The sequence below is a fragment of the Azospirillum fermentarium genome (assembly GCF_025961205.1).
GTDB classification, from domain to species: Bacteria; Pseudomonadota; Alphaproteobacteria; order Azospirillales; family Azospirillaceae; genus Azospirillum; species Azospirillum fermentarium.
The window spans coordinates 770,072-796,312 of sequence record NZ_JAOQNH010000003.1 but is presented as its reverse complement, the minus strand read 5'-3'; the positions used below and the strand labels follow the sequence as shown (position 1 = coordinate 796,312).

The following is a 26,241-nucleotide window of genomic DNA, read 5'->3' as shown; positions in this document are numbered from 1 at the left end:
GGCGAAGGCCGCCGGATGGTGCCGACGCTTTCCTTGGTACGTACGAAGCCGGGGAAGTCCTGTGAGTTTTTATTATCGGCGTCGATGCCGATTCTGTCCGATCAAGGGAGAGGATGCCGTCAGGCCGGCATGTCGGACAGGGGGTGGCCAAAGGCCCGGCCGCTCATGGCCACGTCGCGGTTGAACCCTTCGGCGACTTGATCGTTACCACCGGACGCGAGACAAAGGGTGACGTTGATGGCGGCGAGGATGGTGCGGTCGATCTGGTCGGGGTCGAGGTCGTACCGGCGGATGGCGGAAAGGGCGCGGGACACGGAATGGGCCATGACTCTCTTGCACTCCCGAAAGGGGCACCCCCGCACTGACGAAAGATTATATCTTTGGCGGAGCGGGTACCGGTATAACCTGTCGAACGTCATAATCTCTAACTTTTAATGCAAGGTTAAGCAAGTCTTTCATCACATGGATTACCCCCTTTGTGTGGCGGTGCCGCGGGGCATTTCGCCGCGGTTTTCAAGGGGGAGGGAGGATCCGATGATGCATATGCGACACGGGTTTGCGGCGGCTGCGCTGATTCTGGCCGCCTGTGCGCCGGAGCCGCCCGCCGAGGCGCGCTGGACTCCGCGGCCCGTCACCACCCAATCCTATGTCCCGTCCATCGCCCGGCCCGGCTCCGTCACCGCGTCCCCGGCGGCGGAGGGGGAGGGCAGGGGGACGGACCAGCCGCCCCGGCCCCGGCGGGGCAGTTCCACCCCCCCGCCGATGCTGAACGATCCCGGCCCGCCGCGCCCCATCCCGTTGCCGGCACCATCGGGATCGGAGGACGCCACCGCCCGTTTCAAGCAGGATCTGATGCGCCCCGATCTGGACCGGTTGCGCCACGACGACGCCATGGGCCGGCTGTCGCCGTTTGAACAGCGTGATCTCTTGAACCGGGAGCAGGAGATGCACCGGCTGGAAACCGATCCCTTGCGCCGCTGAGCGCCATATCCGCAAAACAAGGCGGGGCATTCGTGTTGCGCTTTGATGACGAACGTCTGGCCGGCGGGGCTGTTTTATTGAACGGCTGCTGCAAAGCCCGTATGGTCGGGCCGTTTTTCAGCGGCTTTCATCGTGGAAGAAAGGATGCCGTCCGTCATGCGCAACGTCACCGTAGCGGCAACCCAGATGGCCTGCGATTGGGACCGGGCCGGCAACATCGCCCGCGCCGAACGGCTGGTGCGGGACGCCAAGGGCCGCGGCGCCCACATCGTGCTGATCCAGGAACTGTTCGAGGCGCCTTATTTCTGCCAGGACCAGTATCACCCTTATTTCGATCTGGCGGCCCCCTTCGCCGGCAACCCGCTGATCGCCCATTTCGCGGCTCTGGCGGCGGAGCTGGGGGTGGTGCTGCCGCTGTCGTATTTCGAGCGGGCGGGCCAGAGCTATTTCAACAGTCTGGCGGTGATCGACGCCGATGGGCGGGTGCTGGGCAATTACCGCAAGAGCCACATCCCCGACGGCCCCGGCTATACCGAGAAGTTCTATTTCAGCCCCGGCGATACCGGTTTTCGGGTGTGGGACACGCGGGCGGGCCGAATCGGGGTGGGCATCTGCTGGGACCAATGGTTCCCCGAATGCGCCCGCGCCATGGCGCTGGCCGGAGCGGAGATCCTGTTCTACCCCACCGCCATCGGGTCGGAGCCCCATGATTCCACGCTGGATTCCAGTGGCCACTGGCAGCGGGTGATGCAGGGGCACGCGGGCGCCAACCTGATGCCGCTGGTGGCGTCCAACCGAATCGGCACCGAGGCGGGACGCAACGGCACCAGCATCACCTTCTACGGTTCGTCCTTCATCGCCGATCCCACCGGCGCCAAGGTGGCTGAGGCGGGCCGCGGCGAGGAGACGGTGCTGACCGCCACCTTCGACCTGGATGCGGTTGCCCACCAGCGCCGGTCGTGGGGCGTGTTCCGCGACCGGCGCCCGGACCTGTACCGGTCCCTGCTGACGCTGGACGGCGGGGTGCCGTAACCCCGCCACCTCTGCCGTGAACGGAGTCCCGGAACGCCGGCAGCCCCGCTGCCGGCGTTTTTCGTCGTGCCCGGCCCGCCGCGTGGGACGGGAGTGTGGACTCGATACTTCAAACGTATGATGGTGTTACATACATGCATATGCGTCTCTGACGCGCGCCATTCTCTGGCTTGATACTTTGGGATGATCCTCTTGCAATCGCGTTGACAGAAACAGGCTCCCCTGCCAAACAAGTCACCGATGCACAACCCCAAATACAGCGATAATCGATAGTGTATGGGGGCGCATATTATGCATGAAGGCATCAGTGATGCCTGTGTGCGATGCTGGGTGCTTAAAAATCAACTTAAAAATTGGATTCCATAGACGGCGTGATTGTCGTCGCTGGAGGAGGAAGCGTTTATGCTCGGATTGTACTCTCAACATGCGTCTGACTATCTTTTCTACCTGATGATCATCACGACATCGTTCTTTGCGCTGCCTATTTTTGTTGCTCCGCTGATGTGGGCCCGTCTGATGTTGTGGCGTATTCCCGACGATCTTGATCTTGCCGTGTATTTCGGGCGCTGCCTGGGGGCCTTCATCCTAGTGGTGGAGATCCTGATGCTTCGGGGGGTGACCACGGGCACCGGCCTCAGCTATGCGTTCGACGTCCTGTTCTGTGTCTACGGTTTCATGCTGGTGGTGCACATCTACGGCGCGTTCCGCCGGATCCAGCCCATCACCGAAACGCTGGAAATCGGTCTCTGGGCGCTTTTGCTGGTGCTGAACACGCTGTTCTACCCGGCGGCCTCGATCACTCTCTGACCCGACCGATCCCAACCATCGCGGCAGGCCGCCCGGCACAGACCGGGTGCGGCAGGGGGCCGGCTGCCCCGGCGGCGGGCCGGTCCTTCAAAACACCACCCCATCCGAAACGGGAGATCGCCCATGACCGGCCATGCGGAGGACTTGCGGGTTCACGACGCTCTTGCCGCGCACCTGCTCGGCCTGCTGCGCGGCATCACCGGGCTGGACGACGGCCGTCTGGGGCCGGGCACGCCGTTCGATGAGGCCGGGCTGGATTCGCTGGCGGTGGTCGCCTTCAACCGCCACGCCGAGACGCTGTTTCCCGGATTGCCCAAGACGCTCCTGTTCGATTGCCGGACGGTGGAGGATGTTTGCGCCCACCTGCTGCGCACCCATCCCGACGCGGTGCTGCGGCTGGCCGCCGGCCCCGTCCCGCCGGCTTTCGCCCCGCCGCCCACGGTTCCGGTGGCAGTGGCCCGTGACGAGGGGGAAAACCATGGCGCGGGGATGGACCATGATGAATGGCCCGATCTCCCCTTTCTCGATGCCGGCGGCGGTGGCGGCCCGTTCAGCGTGGCGATCGTCGGTGTGGGCGCGCGGCTGCCGGGTGTGCGGACGCTGGACGATTTCTGGCAGGCCCTGGCCCGCGGCGCCGATCTGGTGGGGGAGATCCCGCCCGTCCGCTGGCCCCTGGCCGGCTTCTTCGAAGCGGGCACGCCCGCGCGGACCAGCGGGCGCAGCTACGCCAAATGGGGCGCCTTCCTGGACGGGGCGGACCTGTTCGACGCCCAGTTCTTCGGCATTCCGCCGCGCGATGCCGCCCTGATCGACCCGCAGGAGCGGCTGTTCCTGGAGTGCGCGTGGCACGCCATGGAGGATGCCGCCCTGTTGGGCGAACGGGCGGAGAGCCTGCACGGCGACGGCGGACTCGACGTCGGGGTCTTCGCCGGGGTGACCACCAACAGCTATGCCCTTCTCGGCCCCGGCCACTGGCAGGCGGGGGGGACCGGGGTGCCGGCCGCCATGCCGTGGTCGGTAGCCAACCGCGTTTCCTATGCGCTCGGCCTGTGCGGCCCCAGCCTGGCGGTGGACACCGCCTGTTCGTCGTCGCTGGTGGCGCTGCATCTGGCGTGCGAGAGCCTGGCCCGCGGGGAATGCCGGGCGGCGGTCGCGGGCGGGGTCAACCTGTACCTTCACCCGTCGAAATACGTGCAGCTCTGCCAGCAGCAGATGCTGTCCTCCACGGGCCGCTGCCGGTCGTTCGGCGACGGTGCCGACGGGTTCGTCCCCGGCGAGGGCGTCGGCGCGGTGGTGCTGAAACCGCTGGATGCCGCCCGCCGCGACGGTGACCGCATCTGGGGCGTGATCCGCGGCAGCGCCGTCAACCACGGGGGCCGCACCAACGGCTACACCGTGCCCAGCCCGCGGGCGCAGGCGCGCCTGATCGCCCGTGCGCTGGACGGCTGCGGCGTCGATCCGTCCAGCATCGGCTATGTGGAAGCCCACGGAACCGGGACCATGCTGGGCGACCCGGTGGAGATCGACGGGCTGAAACAGGCCATGGGCACCACCGGCACCGGCCACCGCTGCGCCGTCGGCTCGGTCAAATCCAACATCGGTCATCTCGAATCCGCCGCCGGCATCGCCGCCCTGGTCAAGGTGCTGCTGCAGATGCGCCATCGGCGCATCGCGCCGTCCCTCCATTCCCGCACCCTCAACCCGGCGCTGGGGCTGGAAGGGACGCGGTTCTTCATTCCCCAGGAGCTGAGCGTCTGGCAGCCGGAACCGGCGGCGGGGGTGCTGCGGGCGGGGATCAGCTCGTTCGGCGCCGGCGGGGCCAACGCCCATGTGATCGTCGAAGAGGCCATGGCGGACGGGGCCGCATCCGCCGCCGCGGGGCCGCTGGTCTTCCCCGTCTCCGCCCGCACACCCGAGGCTCTGCGCGACGCCGTGGCGGCGCTGGCCCGCCATGTGGAAACCGCGGACGGTGGCGGGGACGGGCCGGCGTGGCTGGCGCGGCTGGCCTTCACGCTGCAATGCGGGCGCCGGCATTTCGATCACCGGCTGGCGGTGGCGGCGGCGGACCGGACGGCGCTGGCGGCGCTGCTGGCCCGCGCGCTGAGCGATGCCCCGGACGCGGACGGTGCCGCGGCCATCCACCGCGGCCGGGCGGGGCAGGGCGCCGCGGTGCCGGCGCAACCGCAGGCCCCGGCGCTTGCCGCCGCGTGGGTCCGCGGGGCCGCCATCGGCTGGCGTGCGCTGTGGACGGGGGATCCGCGGCCCGCCGCCGCCCCGCTCTATCCCTTCGCCCGCGACCGTCATTGGGTGGATGCCGGAACCGATACCGGGACCGAAAGCCATCCCTTCCCCGTGGCGGCGGATGATTTCTTCCTGCGCGACCACCGGATCAAGGGCGCCCCGGTGCTGCCCGCCGCCGCCTACCTTCATCACGTCCAGACGGTGGCGGCGCGCTGCGGCCTGGATGGGGCGGTAGAGTTCCGCAACCTCACCTGGGCCCAGCCCTTCCGTCTCAAGGAGGGGGAGGCCACGGGCGCCGTCGCCTGCACCGTGCGGCGGGACGGCGGATCCCGTCTGGCGCTGGAGGCCACGTCCGACGGTGGCGGCACGGTGCATTTCCGCGGGCAGGCGCTGCCCTGGACGCCTGCCGCCGCGCCGTCCCTGGACGCGGCGCGCGCCGGCTGCACCACGCCGGACGACGCCCGCCGCTGGTACGCGGTGTTCGAACGGCTGGGCATCGGCTACGGCCCCAGCTTCCAGTGCCTGGAGCGGGCGTGGCTGGGCGACGAGCAGGCGGTGGTGGAACTGCGGCGGCGGCCCGAGGGGCGGCCCGGCGGGGCGCTCGGCCCGCTCGATCCCGCCATGCTGGACGGGGCGTTGCAAAGCGCCTTCCTGTCGTCGGCATCGCTGCGGGCGGGGGAACCGGCGGCCTTCGTCCCCTACAGCGCGGCCTCGGTGCGTCTGCGCGGCGGCGGGCTGGGGGAACGGGCCTTCGTCCATGTGCGCCGCCGCCCGTCGCCCCCGGCGGGGATGGAATCCTTCGACATCACCCTCTTCGGCCCCGACGGTGCCGCGCTGGTGGAGATGGAGGATTTCACCTTCCGCCGCTTCGGTGGCGATGCCGGCGCCGAGACCCTGCATCTGCTCGAACCCGTGTGGGTGGACGAGGCGTTGCCCGCCGGTCCCGCGCCCCATGGGGCGCCGGCCATGCTGGTGTTCGGCGGGGATGACGGTCTGTGCGGCGCCTTGCGTGCGGCGGGGGCTGGCGCGGTCTGGCGGGCGCAGGAAAGCAGCCGGTTCGAATGGCACGGCGGTCATACCGTCGAATGGGATCCGGCCAGCCCGGACCATCCGGCCCTGCTCTGGCGCCTGCTCGCCGCGCAGCAGGCGTTGCCCGGCGTCATCGTCTTTACCATCGCCGGCCCGCCCGACGAGGAGCTGGACGCCGTTGCCCGCTGCGCCGAGGTTCTGCGCAGCCTGTGCCGCCACACCAGCGGCCCGCAGGTCCATGTGCTGGCCGTGCTGCCGTGGAACGGTGGCGATGCGCCGCCGCCGCCGGGCGCCGCCGTCACCGGCCTGCTGCGCTCCCTGAATCTGGAGGTGCCGGCGGTGACCGGCACCGTGCTGCAGCTCGACCGCGCCCTTCCCCATGCCCCGGCCATTCTGGACGAGGCCGCCCGCGCCCCGCGGGACGGGGTGACCGACGTGCGCCGCACCGGTGCGGCGCGCATGGTCCGGCGCACCCGCTTCATCGCGTCCCCGCCGCCGTCCTCCGCCGGCGAGCCGGCGTTCGCCGCCGGGGACGTGGTGGTGCTGACCGGCGGGCTGGGGGCCATCGGGCGCCGTTTCGCCGCGGAACTGGCGCGGGTGCCCGGCGTGCGCATCGCCCTGGCCGGGCGCTCCCCCGCCGGTCCCGAAACGGAACAGGTGGCGGCGGACCTCGGCCGTCACGGCGCCACGGCCCATTACTGGCAGGCCGACTGCGCCGACCGCGCCCAGGCGGAAGCCTTGCTGGCATCGGTGCGCGAACGGTTCGGCCCCGTCACCGGCATCATCCATTGCGCGGGCGTGCTGCGCGACGCCTTCTTCACGCGGCAGACGGCGGCGGACTGGGACGCGGTGCTGAACGCCAAGGTCCGCGGGGCCCGCTGGCTGGACGAGCTGACGCGCAAGGATCCGCTGAAGCGCTTCGTCCTGTGCTCGTCCCTGGCCGGGGTGTACGGCAACGTGGGGCAGAGCGCCTATGCCTATGCCAACGCCTGGCTCGACCGTTTCGCCGAACGGCGGGAGGAGTTGGTGCGCACGGGCGCCCGCCGCGGCGCCACCCTGTCCATCGCCTGGCCCCTGTGGCGGACGGAGGACGGGATGCAGGCCCCCGCCCATGTCACCGAATGGCTGGCCCGCAACGGCCTGTCGCTGCTGCCCGCCGACGACGGCGTGGCGGCGCTGCACGCCGGGCTGGCCGCGGGCCGGCCGCTGCTGATTCCCGTGCGGGGGCGGCGGGATGCGGTGGCGCGGCTGCTGAGGGCGGTTGCCCCGGTGTCATCCCCCGTTCCCGCCCTGCCCGTGTCCACCGTGCCCGCGTCCGCTCCGCCGGACGGGGCGGAGGAGGAGGGGGCGTCGGAAGCGGTGCTTCTGGCCTTTCTCACCCGCCAGCTTGCGGCGGTGACGGGAACGCCGCCCGGCCGGATCGACCCGGATGCGGCCCTGGACGCCTTCGGCCTGGATTCCATCCTGGTGATGGAGCTGAACGCGCTGCTGGACCCCCATTTCCCGCGCCTTCCCAAGACCGCCCTGTTCGAAAGCCGCAGCCTGCGCGCCCTGGCGCGGATGATGATGGACGAGCACGCCGCCGACGCCGCCCGCCTGTGCGCGGGGGAGGTGCCGCCGCCGTCCCGTCCGGACACGGCGCCCCCGGCCGAAGCCGTCCCCCGTCCGGCGGTCCCCGCCGCCCCCGCGGCACCGCGGGCCGGCGATATTGCCATCGTCGGGCTTGCCGGGCGTTATCCGGGGGCCGACGGCCTGGACGCTTTTTGGGACCATCTGGCCGCCGGTCACGACCTTGTGACCGAAATCCCCGGACGCTGGGCGGTGGAGGAGGGGGCGGCCCAGGGCCTGTACGCCCGCTGGGGCGGCTTCCTGTCCGACGTGGACAAATTCGACCCGCTGTTCTTCGGCATCTCCCCCCGCGATGCCGAACGCATGGACCCGCAGGAGCGGCTGTTCCTGCAGGCGGCGTGGCACGCGGTGGAGGATGCCGGCTACAGCCCCGAAACCCTGTCGGGCGCCCGCGGCGGGGCGGCTCTCCGCCGCCGCGTCGGCGTGATCGCCGGGGTAATGTACGGTGAATACCAGTTCTATGGCGCCGCCGCGGGGGTGGAGCGGCCGCGGGTGCTGACCAACTCGTCCTACGCATCCATCGCCAACCGGGTGTCGTTCTGCCTGGATCTCGACGGGCCGTCGTTCGCGGTGGACAGCATGTGCTCGTCGTCGCTGACCAGCATCCATCTGGCCTGCGACCTGCTGCGCGGCGGCGGATGCGACATGGTCATCGCCGGGGGGGTGAACCTGTCGGTCCATCCCTACAAGTACCGCATGCTGTCCGACCTGACCTTCGCCTCCACCGAAGGGAAGTGCCGCAGCTTCGGCGACGGCGGCGACGGGTATGTGCCGGGCGAAGGGGTGGGGGCGGTGCTGCTGCGCCCGCTGGACGACGCGCTGCGCGACGGCGACCACATCCGCGGGGTGATCCGCGGCAGCGACATCGGCCACGGCGCCCGCACATCCGGTTTCACCGTTCCCAACGCCGACGCGCAGGCCGACGTGATCCGCCGCGCCTTCCAGCGGGCGGGCGCCCCCTATGCCCAGCTCGGCTATGTGGAGGCGCACGGCACCGGCACCAGCCTGGGCGATCCCATCGAGATCCGCGGCCTGACCAAGGCGCTGGCCGCCCACCTGCCGCCGGGCCGGCGCTGCCCGGTGGGATCGGTCAAGGCCAACATCGGCCATCTGGAATCCGCCGCCGGCATGGCGGCCCTGACCAAGGTGCTCTTGCAGATGGAGCACGGCACGCTGGCACCGTCGCTGCACGCCGATCCGCCCAACCGCAACATCGACTTTGCCGCCACGCCGTTTTTCGTGCAGCGGGACCGCGCCGTCTGGCCGGCGCCCGTGGATGACGGCGGGCACCCCCTGCCGCGGCTGGCCGCTGTCAGCTCCTTCGGCGCCGGGGGCTCCAACGCCCATCTGATCGTCGAGGAGCATGTTCCCGCACCGCCGCCCCCGGGGCCGGCGGGGGAGGGGCCGTGGGTGTTCCCCTTCTCCGCCCGCGGACCGGAACAGCTTGCGGCCATGGTGCGGCGTTTCGTGGATTTCCTTGACCGTGCCGGGGCCGAAACCCCGGCGGACCTGCCGGGCCGTCTGGGGCGGCGCGGCTTCGCCCCCGGCGAGGTGGCGGCGACCCTGACCGCCGGGCGCCAGCATTTCGAAGAGCGGCTGGCCGTGGTGGCCGGCGGCTTCACCGCCCTGCGCGCGGCGCTCGTCCTGTTCCTGGACCCCGCCGCCACGCCCGGTGCCCTGGCCGCCGCGGGTGTGTTCCGCGGGCGGGCGGACGGCCTGCCGCCGGATGAGAACGGCACGGCGCCGGACGCGCTGGCCCGGCGCTGGGCCGGTGGCGGACCGCCGCCGCCGGTGGACGCATCGTGGCGCAAGGTGCCGCTGCCCGGATACGCGTTCTTGCGGCGGCGCTGCTGGATCGGCGATCCGCCGGCTCTCCCGGCGCCTTCCGCGCCGCCGCCGGCCACCGTTACGCCGCCCCCACTGACGCCGCCCCCACTGACGCCGCCCCCACTGACGCCGCCCCCACTGACGCCGGAAGACGTTCTGAAGCGTGTCGCGCGCCAGGAAATCACGCGGGAGGAGGCCCGCTCGCTGTTGCGGGCGATGGTCTGAGGCCGCCCCCACCACCGGACTTTCACGAGGTTGAAGACGATCATGCACAGCACGAGCATCGCCATCATCGGCGCGGGCGCCAGCGGCATCGGCGTGGGCAAGGCCCTGCGGCAGGCCGGCATCGAGGATTTCGAGATCATCGAGGCCACCGCCCGGTTCGGCGGCAACTGGCAGCCCGACGGCCCGGCGTCGAAGATGTACGACTCCGTCCACCTCATCAGCTCGCGGCGCAACACCCAGTTTGCCGATTTCCCCATGCCGCGGGACTATCCCGACTATCCCCGCCACACGCTGGTCTTCGATTACCTGGAGCGGCTGGCCGCGGCCCATGGGCTGGACCGCAAGACCCGCTTCAACACGGCGGTGGCCGGCATGCACCGCAGCCCCGGCGGCTGGACCCTGCGGTTCCAGGACGGGGGGGAGGCGGAATACGGCCTGGTGGTGGTGTGCAACGGCCTGCTGCGGCGCCCGCTGATCCCGGCCTACCGGGGCAGCTTCAGCGGCCGGATGCTGCACGCCGCCGACTACAAGTCCGCCGACCTCTTCCGCGGCAAGAGCGTTCTGGTGGTGGGCGGGGGCAATTCCGGCTGCGACATCGCGGTGGACGCGGCGCAGGCGGCGGGCCGCGCCTTCCACTCCACCCGGCGCGGCTACTACTACATGCCGAAATTCATCGACGGCCGTCCGACCCAGGAATGGCTGATGGAGCAGGCGCCGAAGTTCCCCGACCCCGATCAATACTGGGCGCACGTCCAGCGCACCTTCAAGCTGGCGGGCTACAGCGGCCCCGATTACGGGCTGCCGGAACCCGATCACGCGATTCATGAATGCCACCCGATCATGAATTCGCAGATCCTCTATTACATCGGCCACGGCGACGTGACGCCGAAACCCGATGTGGAGCGGTTCGACGGCGGCACCGTCCATTTCACCGACGGTTCGGCGGAAGCGGTGGACGTGGTGGTGTGGGCCACCGGTTACGACATCGACCTGCCGTTCCTGATGCCGGACGCGTTCGACTGGCGGCGGGAATTCGGGTCGCTGTTCCTGCGCATGGTGCCGCAGGCGTGCGACGATTTGCTGTTCGTCGGCTATCTCAACACCCCCTCGGGCATCGGCAATCTGGCCAACATGATGGGGCGGTTCGCCGCCACCTACGCCCGCGCCCGCCGCCACCGCACGCCCGCGTGGGACACCTTCCAGCAGATGAAGCGGCAGCCGTCGCTGGTGGATCTGGGCCAGCAGCGGTTCATGACCACCGCCCGCCACCAGTTCGAGGTCGATCTGTGGAAGTTCATCAAGGCCCTGAACTTTACCACCGCCAAGCTGGGCGAGGGGCTGCCGGAACTCGTCCCCGCCTGACCCGGCCGTCCGCACCACCGCCCGCCTCATGTCTTCCGGGAGCGCCCACCGATGAATCTCGCCCTTCTTCCGGCTTTCGGCCCGTCGATCAGCGCCGAGGACGCGCTTCTCCTGCTCGACCGCGCGGACGCACCGCCTCCCGTCTCCGCTCCCGCTCCCGTTCCCGTTCCCGGCGGGGCGGAGGGGGCATCCCTGGCCGTGCGGCTGGAGGAGGATCTGCAGGCGCTGGTGCTGTCGGTGCTGAAGATCGACGCGGCGGATTTCTCGCCCACCCGCCCGATGATGGATTACGGGCTGGATTCCATCGCCTCCACCGAGATCGGCAACCTGTTCACCGAACGCTACGGCATCACCGTGCCGCCGACGGTGTTCTTCGAGTTCCAGGATCTGCGGCGGTTCGTCGGCTGGCTGGCCGCCAACCACGAACCCGAGCTGCGGGCGGTCTATGCCGGCGCCCCGGCGGCGGCCGCGCCGTCCGTGCCGGCGTCCATGCCCGCGGCTCCGGTTCCGGTCCCGGCGGCTTCCCCGCCGCCCGACGGCGGAATGGACGATCTGGAGGCGCTGTGGCGGGCCAGTGCGCAAGAGCCGCCCAAGCGTTACGAACCCAGCCGGGATCTGCTGGCCTCCATGCAGGGGGCCGTCGATCAGGCCCGTATCGTCACCCTGCCGCGCCCCGGCGGCGGGGCGGCGCTGGAATGCGCGGTGTACGGGGATGGGCCGCCGGTCCTGCTGCTGGGTGGGCTGGTCATGCACTACAGCGTGATGTGGCGGCTCCAGCTTCGGGATCTGGGGGCGCGGCACCGGCTGATCATGATCCACATGCCCGGCTGCGGCGGGGCGGAGATCTACGACGGGCTGACGCTCGACACCCTGGCCCGTGACGTGGCGCTGGTGCTCGACGGGCTGGGGGTGACGCAGCCGCTGCCGGTGGTGGGCTATTCCTTCGGCGGGGTGCTGGCGCAGGCTTTCTGCCTTGCCTATCCCGCGCGCTGCTCGGCCCTGGCGGTGACGGTCAGCACGCCGGTTCCCGACGGTGCCACCGATTTCCGCACGCTGATGAGCGAATTGCAGCGCAGCGAGCGGTTCATGGAGATCAACCGCGGCTGGAGCATCCCGTCCCTGCCCATCTACCAGCGCGTCATCGAAGGCATCGCCCTGCTGCCCCGGCTGGAGAGCATCGCCGTGCCCACGCTGGTGGCCGCGGGCGGGGAGGACCGCTACATGCCCCCGTCCTATGGGCGTCTGATCGCGGAGCGCGTGCCGGGCGCGCGGCTGGTGGAGTTTCCCGACGCCGGCCACCTGCTGGGCTTTACCCACCACGATGCCTTCAACCGCCTGCTGCTGGATTTTCTGGCCGGGGCGGGGGATGCGGACGGGGCCGGGGTGCCCGCGGTCTTCCGGGCCGCCGACGCCGCCAGCCTGCGGGCACTGGCCGATTACGTGCGGACGGGCGAACAGGGGCATTGCGCCATCCTGTCGGCCCCGGCGGCGCAGACCGCGGTGCTTCTCAACCGGCTGTTCACCGCGGGCAAGGCCGAACCCGCCACCTATGCCACCTTCTTCCTGACCGGGCTGGAAGAGGCGTTCGACGCCGCCCTGCGCCTGTCGCGCCACCGGGCGCGCAACCGCTTTCCCACGGGGACGGGCACGGTGGTGGTGCTCGACCCCGGCGGACGCTGGGGGGATTACACCGACCCCCTGCGGCGGGGGCTGGACGACGCGCTGGTTCCCGGAATCCGCGTGCTGGCCGACACGGCGGAGGCCGAGACGCTGGTGCGCGCCGCCGGTCCCGGCGCCCTTGCCGCCGCCGCCTTCGTGGTGCCGCCCGCCGGCTCCGCCGCCGATGCCGGACGGTTCCTGGCCGCGGCGCGCGTTGCCGGGGTGCTGGGCATCCTGGTGGACCGGAACGATCCGGTGCGGGGGGCCGCCGGCTGGATCGCCCCGGCCCTGGCCGAACACCCGGATGTGATCGTGGTGGGGGAATCCCTGTCGGGCGGGCAGGTGCCGGTGGCCGCCTGTCTGGTGCACGAGGCCGCGGGCAACCCCTGGCTGATGACGCCCAACGAAAGCTATGTGCGCCATGTGATGACCAGCTTCGGTTTCACCCTGGCGCTGGCGCGGGATCACCTGCTGGCCCACCTGGACGGCCGCCTGTCCCCGGCGGACCGGGAGGAGCTGCGGCGGATCGGGGACAGCCCCGAAGCCGCCTATGGCGCCCACCTGCGCTACGGCAATCCGGGCTATGCGCGGGTGGCGCGGCAGCACGGGTTCGATGCACGGTTCCATGGGGCGCACGGGGTGCGCTCGCGCCTGAGCGAGGAGGGGGAAGCGCCGCGGGACATCATCGACTGCTTCGTCAACGTCGGCACCTGCCCCCGCGGCCTGAACCCGCCGGACGTCATCGGCACGGTGGCCGGCGCCCATGACCGGACCCGTGATTACTGGCGCGATCTGGCCGCGTTCCTGGCCGAACGCACGGGCCTGCCCCATGCGGTGCCGGCGTCGAGCAACGTCACCGCCGTGGAAGCGGCGCTGACGCTGGGCCTGCTGGCGGCACCGGAACGGCGCCGGCTGCTGTGCTTCACCGGCGGGCTGGGGTTCACGCTGCTGACGGCGGCCTCGTCCTTCGACACGGTGTTCGACATCTTCCGCAAGCCCTTCCTGCCGGTTCACCGGCACACGGTGTTCATCGACCCCGCCGCCCCGGACGCCGCGGAACGGCTGGAGGCGGAACTGCTGAGCGGCACCGTGGCCATGGTCTGGTTCGAGACCATCCAGGTGGACGCCAACGCCTCCCGCCCGCTGCCCGGGCATCTGATCGCGCTCGTCAACCGCCACCGCGCCCGCGGCGGCTATCTGGTGGGGGTGGACGAAACCCAGACCAATCTGGTCACCGGCCATCTGCTGCACAGCGGCGGGCTGGTGCCGTCGCCCGATCTGGTGGCGCTGGGCACGGCGCTGTGCGACTCCCTGGTTCCCATGGGGGTGGTGCTGGCCGGCGGGGCCGTCATGGACCGCGCCCGCCGCACCAACCCCGCCCGCGTGGCGGATCTGGAGGCCCGCGGCGTCAACCAGCTCTGCGCCCACATCGCCCTGAACAGCCTGCGCGCCATCGAGGACGGCGGCCTGATGATCCGCGCGCGGGAGACGGGGCGCTACTTCAAGCAGGCGCTGGAGGCGGTGAAGCGCGATTTCCCCCTGGTCCGCGATGTGCGCGGCGAGGGGCTGCTGCTGACCATCGAGCTGGACCTGACCGGCCACGACCCGTTCGTGGAGCGCAGCTTCGGCTATCTGCTGTGGGGCGCGATGCTGCGTGACCGGGAGGCCGGTGTCGCGGTGGCGGTGTGCCCCATCCACAACACCTGTCTGCGCTTCCTGCCGCCGCTGACCATTGCGCGGGACGAGGTGGACATCATCATCGCCACCCTGCGCCGGGCGCTGGCCCTGGGCGTGGACGGGATCCTGCGCGATTGCGCGGCCCACAACCGGCGGCGCGGCAACGAACGCATGGCCGGCTATCTGGCCGGACTCATCAAACCTCATCCCAAGGGGAACAGCATGGACGACACCACGACGGGCCGGGCGCCGGCCCCCATCCGCCTTTCCACCGCCGGTCCTTCCACGGCGGGGCATGGCGCGGCGGAACGTTCGGGCGATCTGCGCGTCTGCATCATCGGCGCCGGGGTGGGCGGTCTCGTCACCGCCCGCGCGCTGAAGGAAAAGGGAATCGCGTTCGACTGCTTCGACAAGCGCGACCGCATCGGCGGCATCTGGGCCTTCGACACGACCGGGGAGCACACCTCGGTCTGGTACAACATGAACATGAACACACCGCGGGGGCTGTACCAGTTCACCGGCTTTCCCATGCCGGCCAGCTACCCCGATTTCCCGTCGCACCAGCAGGTGCACGCCTATCTGGAAAGCTTCGTCGATTACTTCGGCCTGCGCGGCGGCATCCATCTGAACCGCGCGGTGGAACGGGCCGAACGGTTGCCCAGCGGCCTCTGGCGCGTCACGCTGGCGGACGGGGAGGTCCGGCTCTACGACGCCGTGGTGGTGGCGAACGGGCATCACAACACCCCCAACTATCCCACCTACGCCGGCCGGGATTCGTTCGAGGGAGAGGCGGTCCATTCCAAGTTCTACCGCTACCGCCACGGCTACCGCGACCAGCGGGTGATGGTGGTCGGGGTGGGCAACAGCGGCGCGCAGATTGCCGTGGACGTCAGCCACGACGCGTCCATGACCTATCTGTCCCTGCGGCGCGGCGTCTATGTGCTGCCCCATTACCTGTTCGGCGTCCGCATGGACAAGGTGATGTGGAAGCTGAACAGCTGGTGGGTGAAGAAGATGCTGCCCCACCCGCTGTTCGGGCTGATGTTTACCGGCCTGTACAATCTGGTGATCGCCAAGAACCGTCAGATGGGCATGCCCAAGCCCGACCATCTGATGATGTCCAGCCTGCCCACTCTGTCGGAGAACTTCGCCAACCGCATCGGCGACGGCAAGCTGAAGATCGTGCCCGAGGTGCGGCGCATCGACGGCAAGACCGTGCATCTTGCCGACGGCACCAGCCTGGAGGTGGACAAGATCATCTATTCCACCGGCTACCGCACCGATTTCCCCTTCTTCGATCCCGGTTTCCTGACGGTCGAGGACAACCGCATCCCGCTGTACAAGCGCGTGTTCCTGCCCGACGTGCCCAACGTGGCCTTCGTCGGTGTGTTCCAGGCCGTGACCTGGGGCTTCCTGGACATGATGGAAAAGCAGGCGGTCATGGTGGCCGATTATTTCAGCGGCGCCTACCGCCTGCCGCCGCCGGACGAGCAGAGGGCCGACATCGCCCGCGAGATCAAGGTGATCGAGCGCGAGTTCCTGTCCACCCTGCGCAACAATTACGAAATGCACGGGCCGACCTACATGCACGATCTGGATGTGGAGCGGCGCCAGGGCGCCCGGCGCGCCAGGGCGGCGGGGTTCGCCCGCCCGGTCGAGCCGCGGGCGGCGGCCTTCGACGCCGCCGCGGCGGACGAGGCCCGCATGGCCGCCGCCGACTGACCCGGCTGGTCCGCAAGAGAAAGGGGGCAGGGCCGTGCCGCATCCGGTTTCCACCGATCCTTCCGCCGCCGTTCCCGCGGCGGCACCCGTTGCCGTCGTCGGGATCCACGGGCGGTTTCCGTCCGCGCCCGACCTGCGCGGTTTCTGGGACCATCAGGTGCAGGGCCGCGACGCCGTGGGCCCCGTTCCCCCCGCCCGCTGGCGGTGGGAGGATGTGTTCGGGGAACCGGAGGACGGCCATGACCGGACCTACGCCAACCAGGGCGGGTTCATGCCGCTGGCCGACCGCTTCGACCACCGCGCCTTCGGCATCACCCCGCGGGAGGCGCAGACCATGGACCCGGCCCAGCGCCTGTTCCTCCAGACCGCCTGGGCGGCGCTGGAGGACGCGGGCCACCCGCCGGGAACCCTGGCCGGACACCGGGCCGGGGTGTTCGTGGGCGTGGGGCACACCGACTACCCGGCCCTGATGCGCCGCGACCGCGTGCCGCTCGACGTCTACCGCGGCACCGGCATCGCGTTGACGGCCATCGCCAACCGGGTGTCGTTCCTGTTCGATCTCCGCGGGCCGAGCGAGGCGGTGGACACCGCCTGCTCGGGGTCGCTGGTGGCCATCCACCGGGCGGTGCAGGCGATCCACGCCGGGGAATGCACCCTGGCCATCGCCGGGGGCGTCAACCTGCTGCTGGCCCCGGAACTGTTCATCGCCTTCGCCAAGGCCGGGATGCTCAGCCGGTCGGGCCGCTGCCGCACCTTCGACGCCCAGGCCGACGGCTATGTGCGCGGCGAAGGGGTGGGGGCGGCCGTGCTCCGCCCGCTGGCCGACGCCGAGCGGGACGGCGATTTCATCTACGGCGTGATCCGCGGCAGCGCCGTGAATCATGGCGGGCGGGCCCACAGCTTCACCGCTCCCAACGTCCGGGCGCAGGCGGCGGTGGTGGGCGCTGCGTGGGACAAGGCCGGGGTGCCGCTGCGCCGCGCCGCCCTGATCGAAACCCACGGCACCGGCACCCCCCTGGGCGACCCCATCGAGATCAACGGGTTGAAGACGGCGCTGGGGGACGACGGCGCCGGGGGCGGTCCGATCGCGCTGGGCGCGCTGAAATCCCACATCGGCCATCTGGAGGCCGCCGCCGGCATCGCGGCGGTGATCCGGGCGCTGCTGGCCCTGCGTCACCGCGCGGTGCCGGGAAACCTGCACCACGGGGCGCTCAACCCGCACATCCGCCTGGACGGCACGCCGTTCACCATTCCCTGCGCCACCGCTTCCCTTGGCGGCGGGGATGGGGAGGACGGTTCTCTGTACGCCGGCGTCAGCTCCTTCGGCTTCGGCGGGGTCAACGCCCATGTGGTGCTGCAATCCTATGATTCCTCGGCCTATGATTCCTCGGCCTATGATCCCCCGGCAGGCAGCGGCGATGGGGCGGAGGACGGTCGCCCCTGTCTCTTTGTGCTGTCGGCCCATGACGGGGATGGTCTGACGGCCCGCGTGCGCCAGCTTGCCGCCTTCCTGGCGGAAGCCGAAACCGTTGCCGTGCCCGACGCCGCGCTGCTGAAGACGCTGGTTGCCGCGCTGGGCCTGCCGCCGTCCGATGCCCGGCGGGCGGATGGGGTGCCGCTGGCGGGGCTGGGTCTGACGCCGGCCCGGTTTGCCCTGGCACTCCGGGCCGCCGGGGCCGCGCTGGGGCGGACGGTGGGGCTGGCCGACGTCCGCGACTGCGTGACGCTGCACGAGGTGGCGCAGCGGCTGGGCACGCCGGCCCCGGCTGTGGTGGACGGCGGTGACCACCTGTGCAGCCGGACGGCGCTGGCCCCGGCCCTGATGGGGGCGGTGACCCCGGCCCGCATCGCCCGCAGCCTGATGGAGGGCCGCGACGCCCTGCCGGAACGGCTGGCGGTGGTGGCGCGCGGGTGCCGCGGGCTGCTGGACGTGCTCACCCGCTATCTGGCCGACCCGGTGGCGGCGGACCCGGCGTGGGTCCGCGGTTCGGCGCGCCGCGGCGGTCCCTCGTCCACAACGCCCCCCGCGGCGGCGGACGCATGGCCCGATGACGCGGCCCTGCTGGCGTGGGGCCGGCATTGGTGCGCAACCAAGGGGGCGGCGCTGGATTGGTCCGCCCTGTACGGCCCCGCCGAAACCGCACCGGCACGGTTGCCGCTGCCCGCCTGTCCGTTCCGTCTGGACCGGGTGTGGTACGAGCCGGGAACCGCCGCCGCTCCCACCGTCCCGGCGGTTCCGGCCCCGGCGGTATCGTCCCTTCCCGCGGATGGGCTGATCGGCTCGTGGCGGGAGGCGTGGGCGTGGTCGCCCGTGCGCCCGCCGTCCTCGCTGACGGCCCTGGCCGTGGCGCTGGAGCAGCGGCGCAGCCTGACCGGTCTGGCCTTCGGCCCCCCGGCCGAGGTCACCGCCCACCGCACCGTCCTGGCCCGCGGTGCGCTGGAGGTGCAGGGTCTGGCCGGTGCCGGCGTTCCGCGGGTGCTGCTCCAGGCCCGTGTGGGGGCGCTCTTTCCCGCCACCGCGGGGCCGCCCGTGCCGCCGCTGGAAACGGTGGATGCGGATGCGGTCTATGGCGCCCTGGCCGAGGGCGGTCTCAATCTGGCCCGGCCCTTCCGCTGTGCCGAACGGTTCGAACGCGGGCCGGGGCTCCTGGCCGCGCGCCTGCCGGACGCCGGCTGGCCGGCGGGGGAGGGGGCGCTGTGGACGGCGGTGCTCGCCACCGCGGTTTTGGGCATGCACGCCCTTCACGGGCATTCGTCCCCCGGGGACGGCGGGGCGTTGCGGCTGCCGTGGCGCATCGCATCCGCCGCCTTCGATCCGGTGGCGGCGCACCGCCCGGCCCGCATCGTGGTGCGGTGCGGGGGTACCGGCCCGGCGTCCGTCCATGTCTGGGGAGCGGGTGGGGCGCCGGCCCTGGCGCTGGAGGGCATCATGATACGCCCGGTTCCGATGGCGGCGGATGCCGTGACGGCGGAACCGGCGCTTCAGGCGGGGGCAGCGGAATGAGGGCCATTGTCTTCCCCGGTCAGGGCAGCCAGCGCCGCGGCATGGGAGCGGGCCTGTTCGAGCGTTTCCCCGATCTGGTGCGGGAGGCCGACGCGGTGCTGGGCTATTCCATCGCCACCCTGTGCCTGACCGATCCCGACGGTGTGCTGAACCGCACCGCATTCACCCAGCCGGCCATCTATGTGGTGTCGTGCCTGGACTACCGCGCCCGGTTCGGGGCGGGTCCGGCCCCGCACTTCCTCGCCGGGCACAGCGTCGGCGAATACGCGGCGCTGGAAGCGGCGGGGGCGGTCGATTTCGCCACCGGGCTGCGCCTCGTCCAGAAGCGCGCGGAGGTGATGGCGGAGGCCGACGGCGGGCGGCTGGCCGCGGTGGTCGGGCTCGATCCCGATGCCGTGGAACGGCTGGTGGCCGGCTGCGGCATCGCCGGGATCGAGATCGCCAACATCAACAGCCCCACGCAGGTGGTGGTCGGCGGCCCCGACGAGGCGGTCCGCACCTTCACCGCCCTGTGCGGCGAGCGGGGACACCGGGCCGTCCCCCTGCGGGTCAGCGGCGCCTTTCACACGGGGGCGATGGCGGCGGCGCGGGAGCGGTTCCGGGACTTTCTCGGCACCGTCACGTTCCGCACCCCGGCCATCCCGGTCATCGCCAACCTGACGGCCCGGCCCCATGATCCGGCGTGTTTCGCCGACACCCTGTCGCGCCATGTCGCCAGCCCGGTCCTGTGGATGCGCAGCGTCGAATACCTGTTGGCGGCCGGGGTGGAGCGGTTCGAGGAAATCGGCACGGTCCCCATCCTCACCCCCATGATCGCGGCCATCCGGGCACAGGCAACCCCGGTGGCGGCGGGCTTCGCACGAGCGTTCGGGTGCAGCGGGCCGCTGGTGGCGGGATCGCTGGGCGGCGGCATCGCCGGCCCGGCGCTGGTGTCGGCCCTGGCGCGCGGCGGCGTCCTGTCCATGCTCGACACCGAGGGGCTGGAGACGGCGGCCGTGGAGGCGGCGCTGGCCGGGCTGGGCGCCGATCCCCAGGTGCGGGGCCGCTTCGGCCTGTCCATCACCGCCGACCCGGAGAACCCGGACGCCGACGGGCGGCTGGTGGATCTGGCGCACCGCCACGCCGTCCGGTGCGTGGAGGCGCGCGGCTACGCCGAACCGTCGCCGGCCTTGCGCCGGTACCGCCGCGAGGCGGGAAACCGCATCATCGCCCGTGTCCAGGATGCCGATGCCCTGGCGGCCTTCGCCGGTCCGCCGGACGGGGAGAGGGCAGTGGACGCGCTGTGCGTCGATCTGCACCCCTGGCGGATGCCGGGCGGCGGCGGGGCGCCGTTCGACCTGCTGCGCGCGGCGCTGGCCCGGCGGGACGCGCTGGGACCGGCGGCCCCCTTCGTCGGGGTGAGCGACATCGGCGGCACCCCGGAATCGGTGTGGGGCCTGCTGGCGCTGGGCGCCGATTTCGTGATGGCCGGCGGGGTGTTCCTGACGGCGGACGAAGCGGCGCTGGATGCCCCCCTGCGCGATGCCCTGCGGGCGGCGGACGCCGCCGATGTGCGGCTGGTGCCCGACTGGCGCCACCCGGCCTTCGCAACCGCATCGCTGGCGTTTGCGGAAGACGGCGTTGCCCGGCGTGCGGCGGTGCTGCAGCGCCTCTACCTTCAGGACGGCATCACCGATGAGGAGCTGCAGGCCGCCGGCCTGTCCGGCGCCCCCGATGCGGGACCGGACGCGGTGCGCGGCTGGCTGCGCGCCGCGGCGGTCCGCGACCTTCGTCCCCGGCTGATCCCCTGCGACGGGACGCTGGTGCCCTTCAACCGCCGGCGGCGCGGGGCGGGGTGGCCGTCCGGCTTTGCCGCCCTGACGCTGGCGGAATTCCTATGCCCACCGCGGCCCCCCGACCCTGCCACAGAAAGGACGGCATCATGACCGCCCCCATCCCCGACGCCCCCATCCCCGACGCCCCCACCCCCGACGCTATCGCCCGCCGCATCGCCGGCTTCATCGCCGACACCACCGGGCTGCCGCCCGACGACATCGAGGGCGATGTCAACCTGGGCGCCTATGGCCTGACCTCCACCGCGGCGGTCACGCTGATCGGCGTGCTGGAGGACGCGTTCACCCTCACCCTGTCGCCGACGCTGATCTTCGAACACCCGACCATCGACGAACTGGCCCACGCCGTCGCCGGGCACGCCGCCTGAACGGCGCCCGCCGGCCCTATGGGAAACCGCGCATGTTTCAGAAAACGCAGATGACGCCGAACGAGCTTCTGTCCGCCATGGGAACCCTGGCCGTTCCCGACGCGCTCGCCCTCCGGGCGCGGCTGCACCCGGACAGGATCCTCTTCACCTTTTTGGACGACGATGGGGCCGAGGCCGGGCACCTGACCTACCGCGATGCGTGGCGGCGGGCCCGCGGCGTGGCCGATCACCTGGAGCGCATCACCGCGGCCGGCGACCGGATCATGCTGTTCTTTCCCCAGGGGCTGGATTTCATCGTCGCCTTTCTGGGCTGCCTGATGGCCGGGCGCATCGCGGTGCCGGTCAATCTGCCGACCCGCCGCCGGGTGGAACGCTGCGCCGGCATCATCGCCGATTCCGGTGCCGGCGTGGCGCTGGCCCCCGCCGGGCAGATCGGCGGGCTGGCCGACTGCTTCACCGGGACCGGGGCGGAAACGCTGGCGTGGGTGGGGGCCGACACCCTTCCCCCCGCGGATGGCGGCCCGGCGGACGATGCCCTCGTCCCCGCCGCCGATCCGGGGGCGGTCGCCTTCCTGCAATACACCTCCGGTTCCACGTCCGCGCCCAAGGGGGTGATGGTCACCCACGGCAACCTGACGGCCAACCTGCGCATGATGCGGGATTCGTGGGAGCTGGACCACACCACCGACATGGTGTTCTGGCAGCCGCACCATCACGACATGGGCCTGATCCTCGGGCAGCTTCTGCCCGTGGTTCTGGGCAACCGGTCGGTGCTGATGGCGCCCAACACCTTCGTCCGCCGCCCGGCCCTGTGGCTGGAGGCCATCTCCCGCTACCGCGCCACGCTGGCCGGCGGCCCCAACTTCGCCTATGCCCTGGCGGTGGAACGCTATTCGGAAGAGAGGCTGGCCGCTCTCGATCTGTCGTGCTGGACCGTGGCGCTCAACGGTGCCGACGTGGTGCGTCCGGCCACGCTGGCCCGTTTCGCCGCCCTGCACGAAAAGCACGGCTTCCGTTCCGACAGCTTCCTGCCGTGCTACGGGCTGGCCGAGGCGACCCTGTTCGTGTCGGGCGGGCCGGTGCGGCGGCCCACCCGCATCACCACCGTGGATGTCCGCCGGATGGAGGCCGACCGCCGTATCGAGCCCCCCGCCACGCCCGAGGGGGCCCGCGCCCTGGCCGGCTGCGGCGAGCCGTCGTGGGAGGTGGAGGTGGTCATCGCCGATCCCGTCACCGGCCGCCCCTGCGGTCCGGGGGAGGTGGGGGAGATCTGCCTGTCCGGCCCCTCGGTCGCCGCCGGCTATTGGCGCAACCCCGAGGCGACGGAAAAGACCTTCCGCGCCCGGCTGGACGGCCGGCCGGGCAAGGGTTTCCTGCGCACCGGCGACCTGGGTTTCCTCGGGCCGGAGGACCGCCAGCTCTACATCGGCGGGCGGCTGAAGGACGTCATCATCTGTGACGGGCGCAACCTGCACCCCGAGGATATCGAATACTCGATCCTGGAGGCGTGCGAGGGCACGCGGCCCCAAAGCTGTGCGGTGTTCAGCCACGATACCGCCGGCCCCGGCGGCAACGGCCAGCGGCAGGAGATCGTCGCCGCCATCGAGGTTGACCGCAGCATCAAGCGCCGGCTGGCCGACGACGGCAAGCGGTTCCAGGCGGCCATCCGCGCGTCTGTCGCCGAAGAGCACGGCATCGCCATCGGCCGCATCCTGTTCGTGCCGCCGACCGCCATGCGCAAGACCACCAGCGGCAAGATCCAGCGCAGCCTGATGCGGCAGCTCTACCTGAGCGGCACGCTGGAGGTCATCAGCGGCACGCTGGAGGTCATCGCACCGTGACGGCGGTGACGGCGGACATCGCGGCGGCGGGCCGGGGGGCGGATTTCGTGGTGATCGGCGACGGCGGGCCGCCGCCGGTGGGGGTGGTCTGCTTCCACTTCGCAGGGGGCAGCGCCCAGAGCTTCTTCCGCTGGCGCGGTGCCGCCCGTGCCGCCGGCTGCGCGCTGATCGCCGCGGAGCTGCCGGGCCGGGGCCGGCGCCTGCGCGAAGGGTTCGTGCCGTCGCTGGCGTCCGCGGCGATGGCCCTGGCCCGGTCCTTCGCCGCTCTGGCCGCGGCGATGCCGGACAAGCGGTGGGTGTTCTTCGGCCACAGCATGGGGGCGCTGCTGGCCTATGAGACGGTGCGCCGGCTGCGGGCCGATGGCGGACCGCAGCCCCAGGGGCTGATCGTATCGGCCCGCCATGCCCCCGGCTGGCACCCGGTGTCCAGCGGCCTGCCGGAGCTGTCGGACGAGGCGCTGTGCGATTACCTGCGCCATCTGGACGGGACGCCGGCGGCGATTCTGGACAACCCGGCGTTCATGGCGATGGCGCTGCCGATCCTGCGGGCCGATCTGGGGCTTTTGTACGGGTACGCCCATGTCTTGGGTCAGCCGCTGGACATGCCCGTCCTGACCATCGGGGCCAGCGCGGACGGCCGCGTGCCGCTGGAGGCGCTGGTGGCGTGGGGCACGGCGACGCAGGGGGCGTTCCGGCTGCGCATGGTGCCGGGCGGGCACTTCTCCTTGCTGGACGAACCGGCCATCGTGTTCGACGCTGCCCGGGAAATGGCGAACGGAAGGAACATGGCATGAAATGGATTCTGCCCCTGTGGGGTCTGCTCGCCGTCTGGCCGGGGGCCGCCCCGGCCCAGGACGGCGGGCGGAGCACCAGCGATCTCAGCTATGAAATGCACATCGACTCCGACAAGCGGTTCAAATGCCTGTACGGCTATGCCGCGTCGAAGACGGGCGACCATGCCTCGGCGGTGCGGATCTTCGAGGACTGCATCCGCCGCTGGAACGACGTCTATTCCATGATCTGGCTGTCGGAGCTGTATGAATCCGGCCTTGGCGTGCCCAAGGATCCGCAGGCCGCCACCGACCTGATGCGGCGCGGGGCGGAACAGAACGACGAGGCCGGCTACTCCGTCCTGGCCCGCTACCACTACGGCGTGGCGCTGTACGAAGGCCATGGCGTGGCCAAGGACACCGAGGCCGGGCTGCGCTGGCTGCGCCGTGCGGCGGCGGAGGGGCTGCCGGACGCCCAGGCGTACCTGGACCGGCTGGGCGCCCCCGCCAACTGACGGGGGCTGTCCGATCCGCCCGGCGGCGCGGATCAACACGCGCGATTGCGAATCGCTCTCAAATTGTGTTAGCTCACGGTGCCGGCTCCCCAGCGGGGCCGGCGTCTTTTCATGGGCGCAAGAGGGCTCCGATCCATGAGCAAGGGGGCGCCGCCGGGGCTGCTCACCGCCTTCCTGGTGCATTACGACGAGCTGGTGCGCCGTCTGTCCCGCCGTCCGGGGCTGGCGGGGCAGGCGGGCGATGTGATGCAGGACGCGTGGCTGCGGCTGGCGGCCCCGGCGGCCGAGGATGGTGACGCGCCGGCCATACCCGAAGACGTGCGCGATCCGCGGGCCTTCGTCTTTCGTGTCGCCGGCAATCTGGCGGTGGATGCCCAGCGCCGCGCCTGCCGCGCCCAGCGGATCTTTGCCCCGGCGGAGGCGGGCGACGCCACCGTCGATCCGGCGCCGTCGCCCGAGGCCCGGCTGCTGGCGCGTGAACGGCTGCGGCGGCTGGATGCGGCCCTGGACGACTTGCCGCCCAAGGTCAGGACGGCCTTGCTGCTGCACCGGGTGGACGGGCTGACCCACAGCGCCATCGCCGCACGGCTGGGGGTGTCGGAAAGCATGGTTGCGAAATACATCGCCCAGGCGCTGCGCCATTGCCGCCGCCGGCTGGATTCCGCCGGCCTGGTTGAAAAATAATGGGAATGGACGCTCCGGGAACGGTGCCGCCGTTCGTCTATAAGACAGGCCGAGCCTGAAGCCGCCTGAGGGACCATGCAGCAGCACAACGACAACACGCCCGGCGCTCCGGGGGATCTGGTGGACGAGGCGCTGGAACGGCTGGCCCGTTCCTCCGCCGATCTCGCGGCGTGGCGGGCCGGATCGCCGGAGCATGAAGCGGCGGCGCAGGAGGCCGAGGCGCTGTGGCGCGATCTGGGTGCCACCCGCGCCGCCGCCGAGCACCGCCGCACCGCGTCCCGGACGAAATCCCGGTCCTGGCGGCGCCCGGCGGCGGTGGCCGCCGCCGTCGTGCTGTCCCTCGCTCTCGGGCGGTGGGCCATGCCGCCGCCCGCCGACTACGCCGCCCCGGCGGGAGGGCGGGAAGAGGCGGTGCTTCCCGACGGCAGCCGGGCGACGCTGAACGCCGGAGCCGAGGTGTTGGTGGACTTCACGGATGCGGCGCGGCGGGTGGAGATCCGCACCGGGGAGGCGCTGTTCGCGGTCACCCCCGACCCGTCCCGGCCCTTCACCGTGACGGCGGGGGGCGTGTCGGCCCGTGCCGTCGGCACCGTCTACGCCGTGCGCCGGCTGGACGGGGGGGCGGCGGTGACGGTGGCGGAAGGCGTGGTCGAGGTGGCGGCGGGCGGCGCGCCGCCGGTCCGCCTGACCGCCGGGCACCGCGCCGTCGCGGTTCCGGGTGATGGCCCCGTCACGGTCGCCACGGTGGACGCCGATACGGAAACCGCGTGGCGGCGCGGCAAGCTGATCGTTCATGGCCGTCCTTTGGCCGCGGTGGCGGCGGAGATGGAACGCTACCTGAGCGGGCGGGTGGTGGTGGCGGGGGAGGCGCTGGGCCGGATGCCGGTCACCGGCGTGTTCGACCTGCGCCAGCCCGCCGGGATGCCGCAGGCCCTGGCGGAAGGGCTGGGGCTGAAAACCGTGCATCTGCCCTGGCTGACCGTCATCTATTGAACGGTGTCCGGCGGGGGATGGTGAAAGGCCATCCATAAAAAAG

Annotated in this window: 15 protein-coding genes; 14 read left to right on the top strand and 1 reads right to left on the bottom strand. The window is 71.5% G+C overall.

Going from position 1 to position 26,241, the window contains the following annotated elements:
* Positions 1-119: 119 nt before the first annotated feature.
* Entirely contained in the window at positions 120-326 is a 207-nt protein-coding gene (locus M2352_RS23690; protein WP_264666996.1) for a hypothetical protein, read from the bottom strand.
* A 208-nt stretch (positions 327-534) separates the two neighbouring features.
* Here M2352_RS23690 and M2352_RS23685 point away from each other — a divergent pair, with 208 nt between their 5' ends.
* The 14 genes from M2352_RS23685 (at position 535) to M2352_RS23620 (ending at position 26,198) form a co-directional block, all read left to right on the top strand.
* On the top strand, positions 535-981 hold the full coding sequence (locus tag M2352_RS23685) for a hypothetical protein (RefSeq protein ID WP_264666995.1): 447 nt from the start codon (positions 535-537) through the stop codon (positions 979-981).
* 156 nt (positions 982-1,137) lie between these two features.
* Complete coding sequence (aguB, locus tag M2352_RS23680) at positions 1,138-2,013, top strand: N-carbamoylputrescine amidase (protein WP_264666994.1); 876 nt, start codon at positions 1,138-1,140, stop codon at positions 2,011-2,013.
* A 402-nt stretch (positions 2,014-2,415) separates the two neighbouring features.
* A complete protein-coding gene (locus M2352_RS23675; RefSeq protein ID WP_264666993.1) occupies positions 2,416-2,820 on the top strand; it encodes a hypothetical protein in 405 nt (134 codons plus the stop codon).
* Between the two features lie 123 nt (positions 2,821-2,943).
* Positions 2,944-9,771, top strand: coding sequence for an SDR family NAD(P)-dependent oxidoreductase (locus M2352_RS23670; protein ID WP_264666992.1), 6,828 nt, complete (start codon positions 2,944-2,946; stop codon positions 9,769-9,771).
* Positions 9,772-9,813: 42 nt separating this feature from the next.
* On the top strand, positions 9,814-11,133 hold the full coding sequence (locus M2352_RS23665; RefSeq protein WP_264666991.1) for a flavin-containing monooxygenase: 1,320 nt from the start codon (positions 9,814-9,816) through the stop codon (positions 11,131-11,133).
* Positions 11,134-11,184: 51 nt separating this feature from the next.
* On the top strand, positions 11,185-16,191 hold the full coding sequence (locus M2352_RS23660; protein WP_264666990.1) for an alpha/beta fold hydrolase: 5,007 nt from the start codon (positions 11,185-11,187) through the stop codon (positions 16,189-16,191).
* 34 nt (positions 16,192-16,225) lie between these two features.
* Positions 16,226-19,195 carry a polyketide synthase gene (locus M2352_RS23655; protein WP_264666989.1) on the top strand — a complete coding sequence of 990 codons (2,970 nt, stop codon included), beginning with the start codon at positions 16,226-16,228 and terminating at the stop codon, positions 19,193-19,195.
* On the top strand, positions 19,192-21,120 hold the full coding sequence (locus M2352_RS23650) for an acyltransferase domain-containing protein (protein ID WP_264666988.1): 1,929 nt from the start codon (positions 19,192-19,194) through the stop codon (positions 21,118-21,120). The genes M2352_RS23655 and M2352_RS23650 overlap by 4 nt, the downstream gene beginning before the upstream one ends.
* The gene (locus M2352_RS23645; protein WP_264666987.1) at positions 21,117-21,395 is read left to right on the top strand and encodes an acyl carrier protein; all 279 of its coding nucleotides are present in this window, start codon (positions 21,117-21,119) and stop codon (positions 21,393-21,395) included. The genes M2352_RS23650 and M2352_RS23645 overlap by 4 nt, the downstream gene beginning before the upstream one ends.
* Before the next feature lie 32 nt (positions 21,396-21,427).
* Positions 21,428-23,236 carry a fatty acyl-AMP ligase gene (locus M2352_RS23640; protein ID WP_264666986.1) on the top strand — a complete coding sequence of 603 codons (1,809 nt, stop codon included), beginning with the start codon at positions 21,428-21,430 and terminating at the stop codon, positions 23,234-23,236.
* Positions 23,233-24,030, top strand: coding sequence for a thioesterase II family protein (locus tag M2352_RS23635; protein WP_264666985.1), 798 nt, complete (start codon positions 23,233-23,235; stop codon positions 24,028-24,030). Before M2352_RS23640 ends, M2352_RS23635 begins: the two co-directional genes overlap by 4 nt.
* Positions 24,027-24,521, top strand: coding sequence for a tetratricopeptide repeat protein (locus M2352_RS23630; protein ID WP_264666984.1), 495 nt, complete (start codon positions 24,027-24,029; stop codon positions 24,519-24,521). Before M2352_RS23635 ends, M2352_RS23630 begins: the two co-directional genes overlap by 4 nt.
* Before the next feature lie 135 nt (positions 24,522-24,656).
* Positions 24,657-25,205 (top strand): sigma-70 family RNA polymerase sigma factor, encoded by a 549-nt coding sequence (locus M2352_RS23625; RefSeq protein ID WP_264666983.1) that lies wholly within the window; start codon positions 24,657-24,659, stop codon positions 25,203-25,205.
* 75 nt (positions 25,206-25,280) lie between these two features.
* Complete coding sequence (locus M2352_RS23620) at positions 25,281-26,198, top strand: FecR family protein (protein ID WP_264666982.1); 918 nt, start codon at positions 25,281-25,283, stop codon at positions 26,196-26,198.
* Positions 26,199-26,241: the final 43 nt, after the last annotated feature.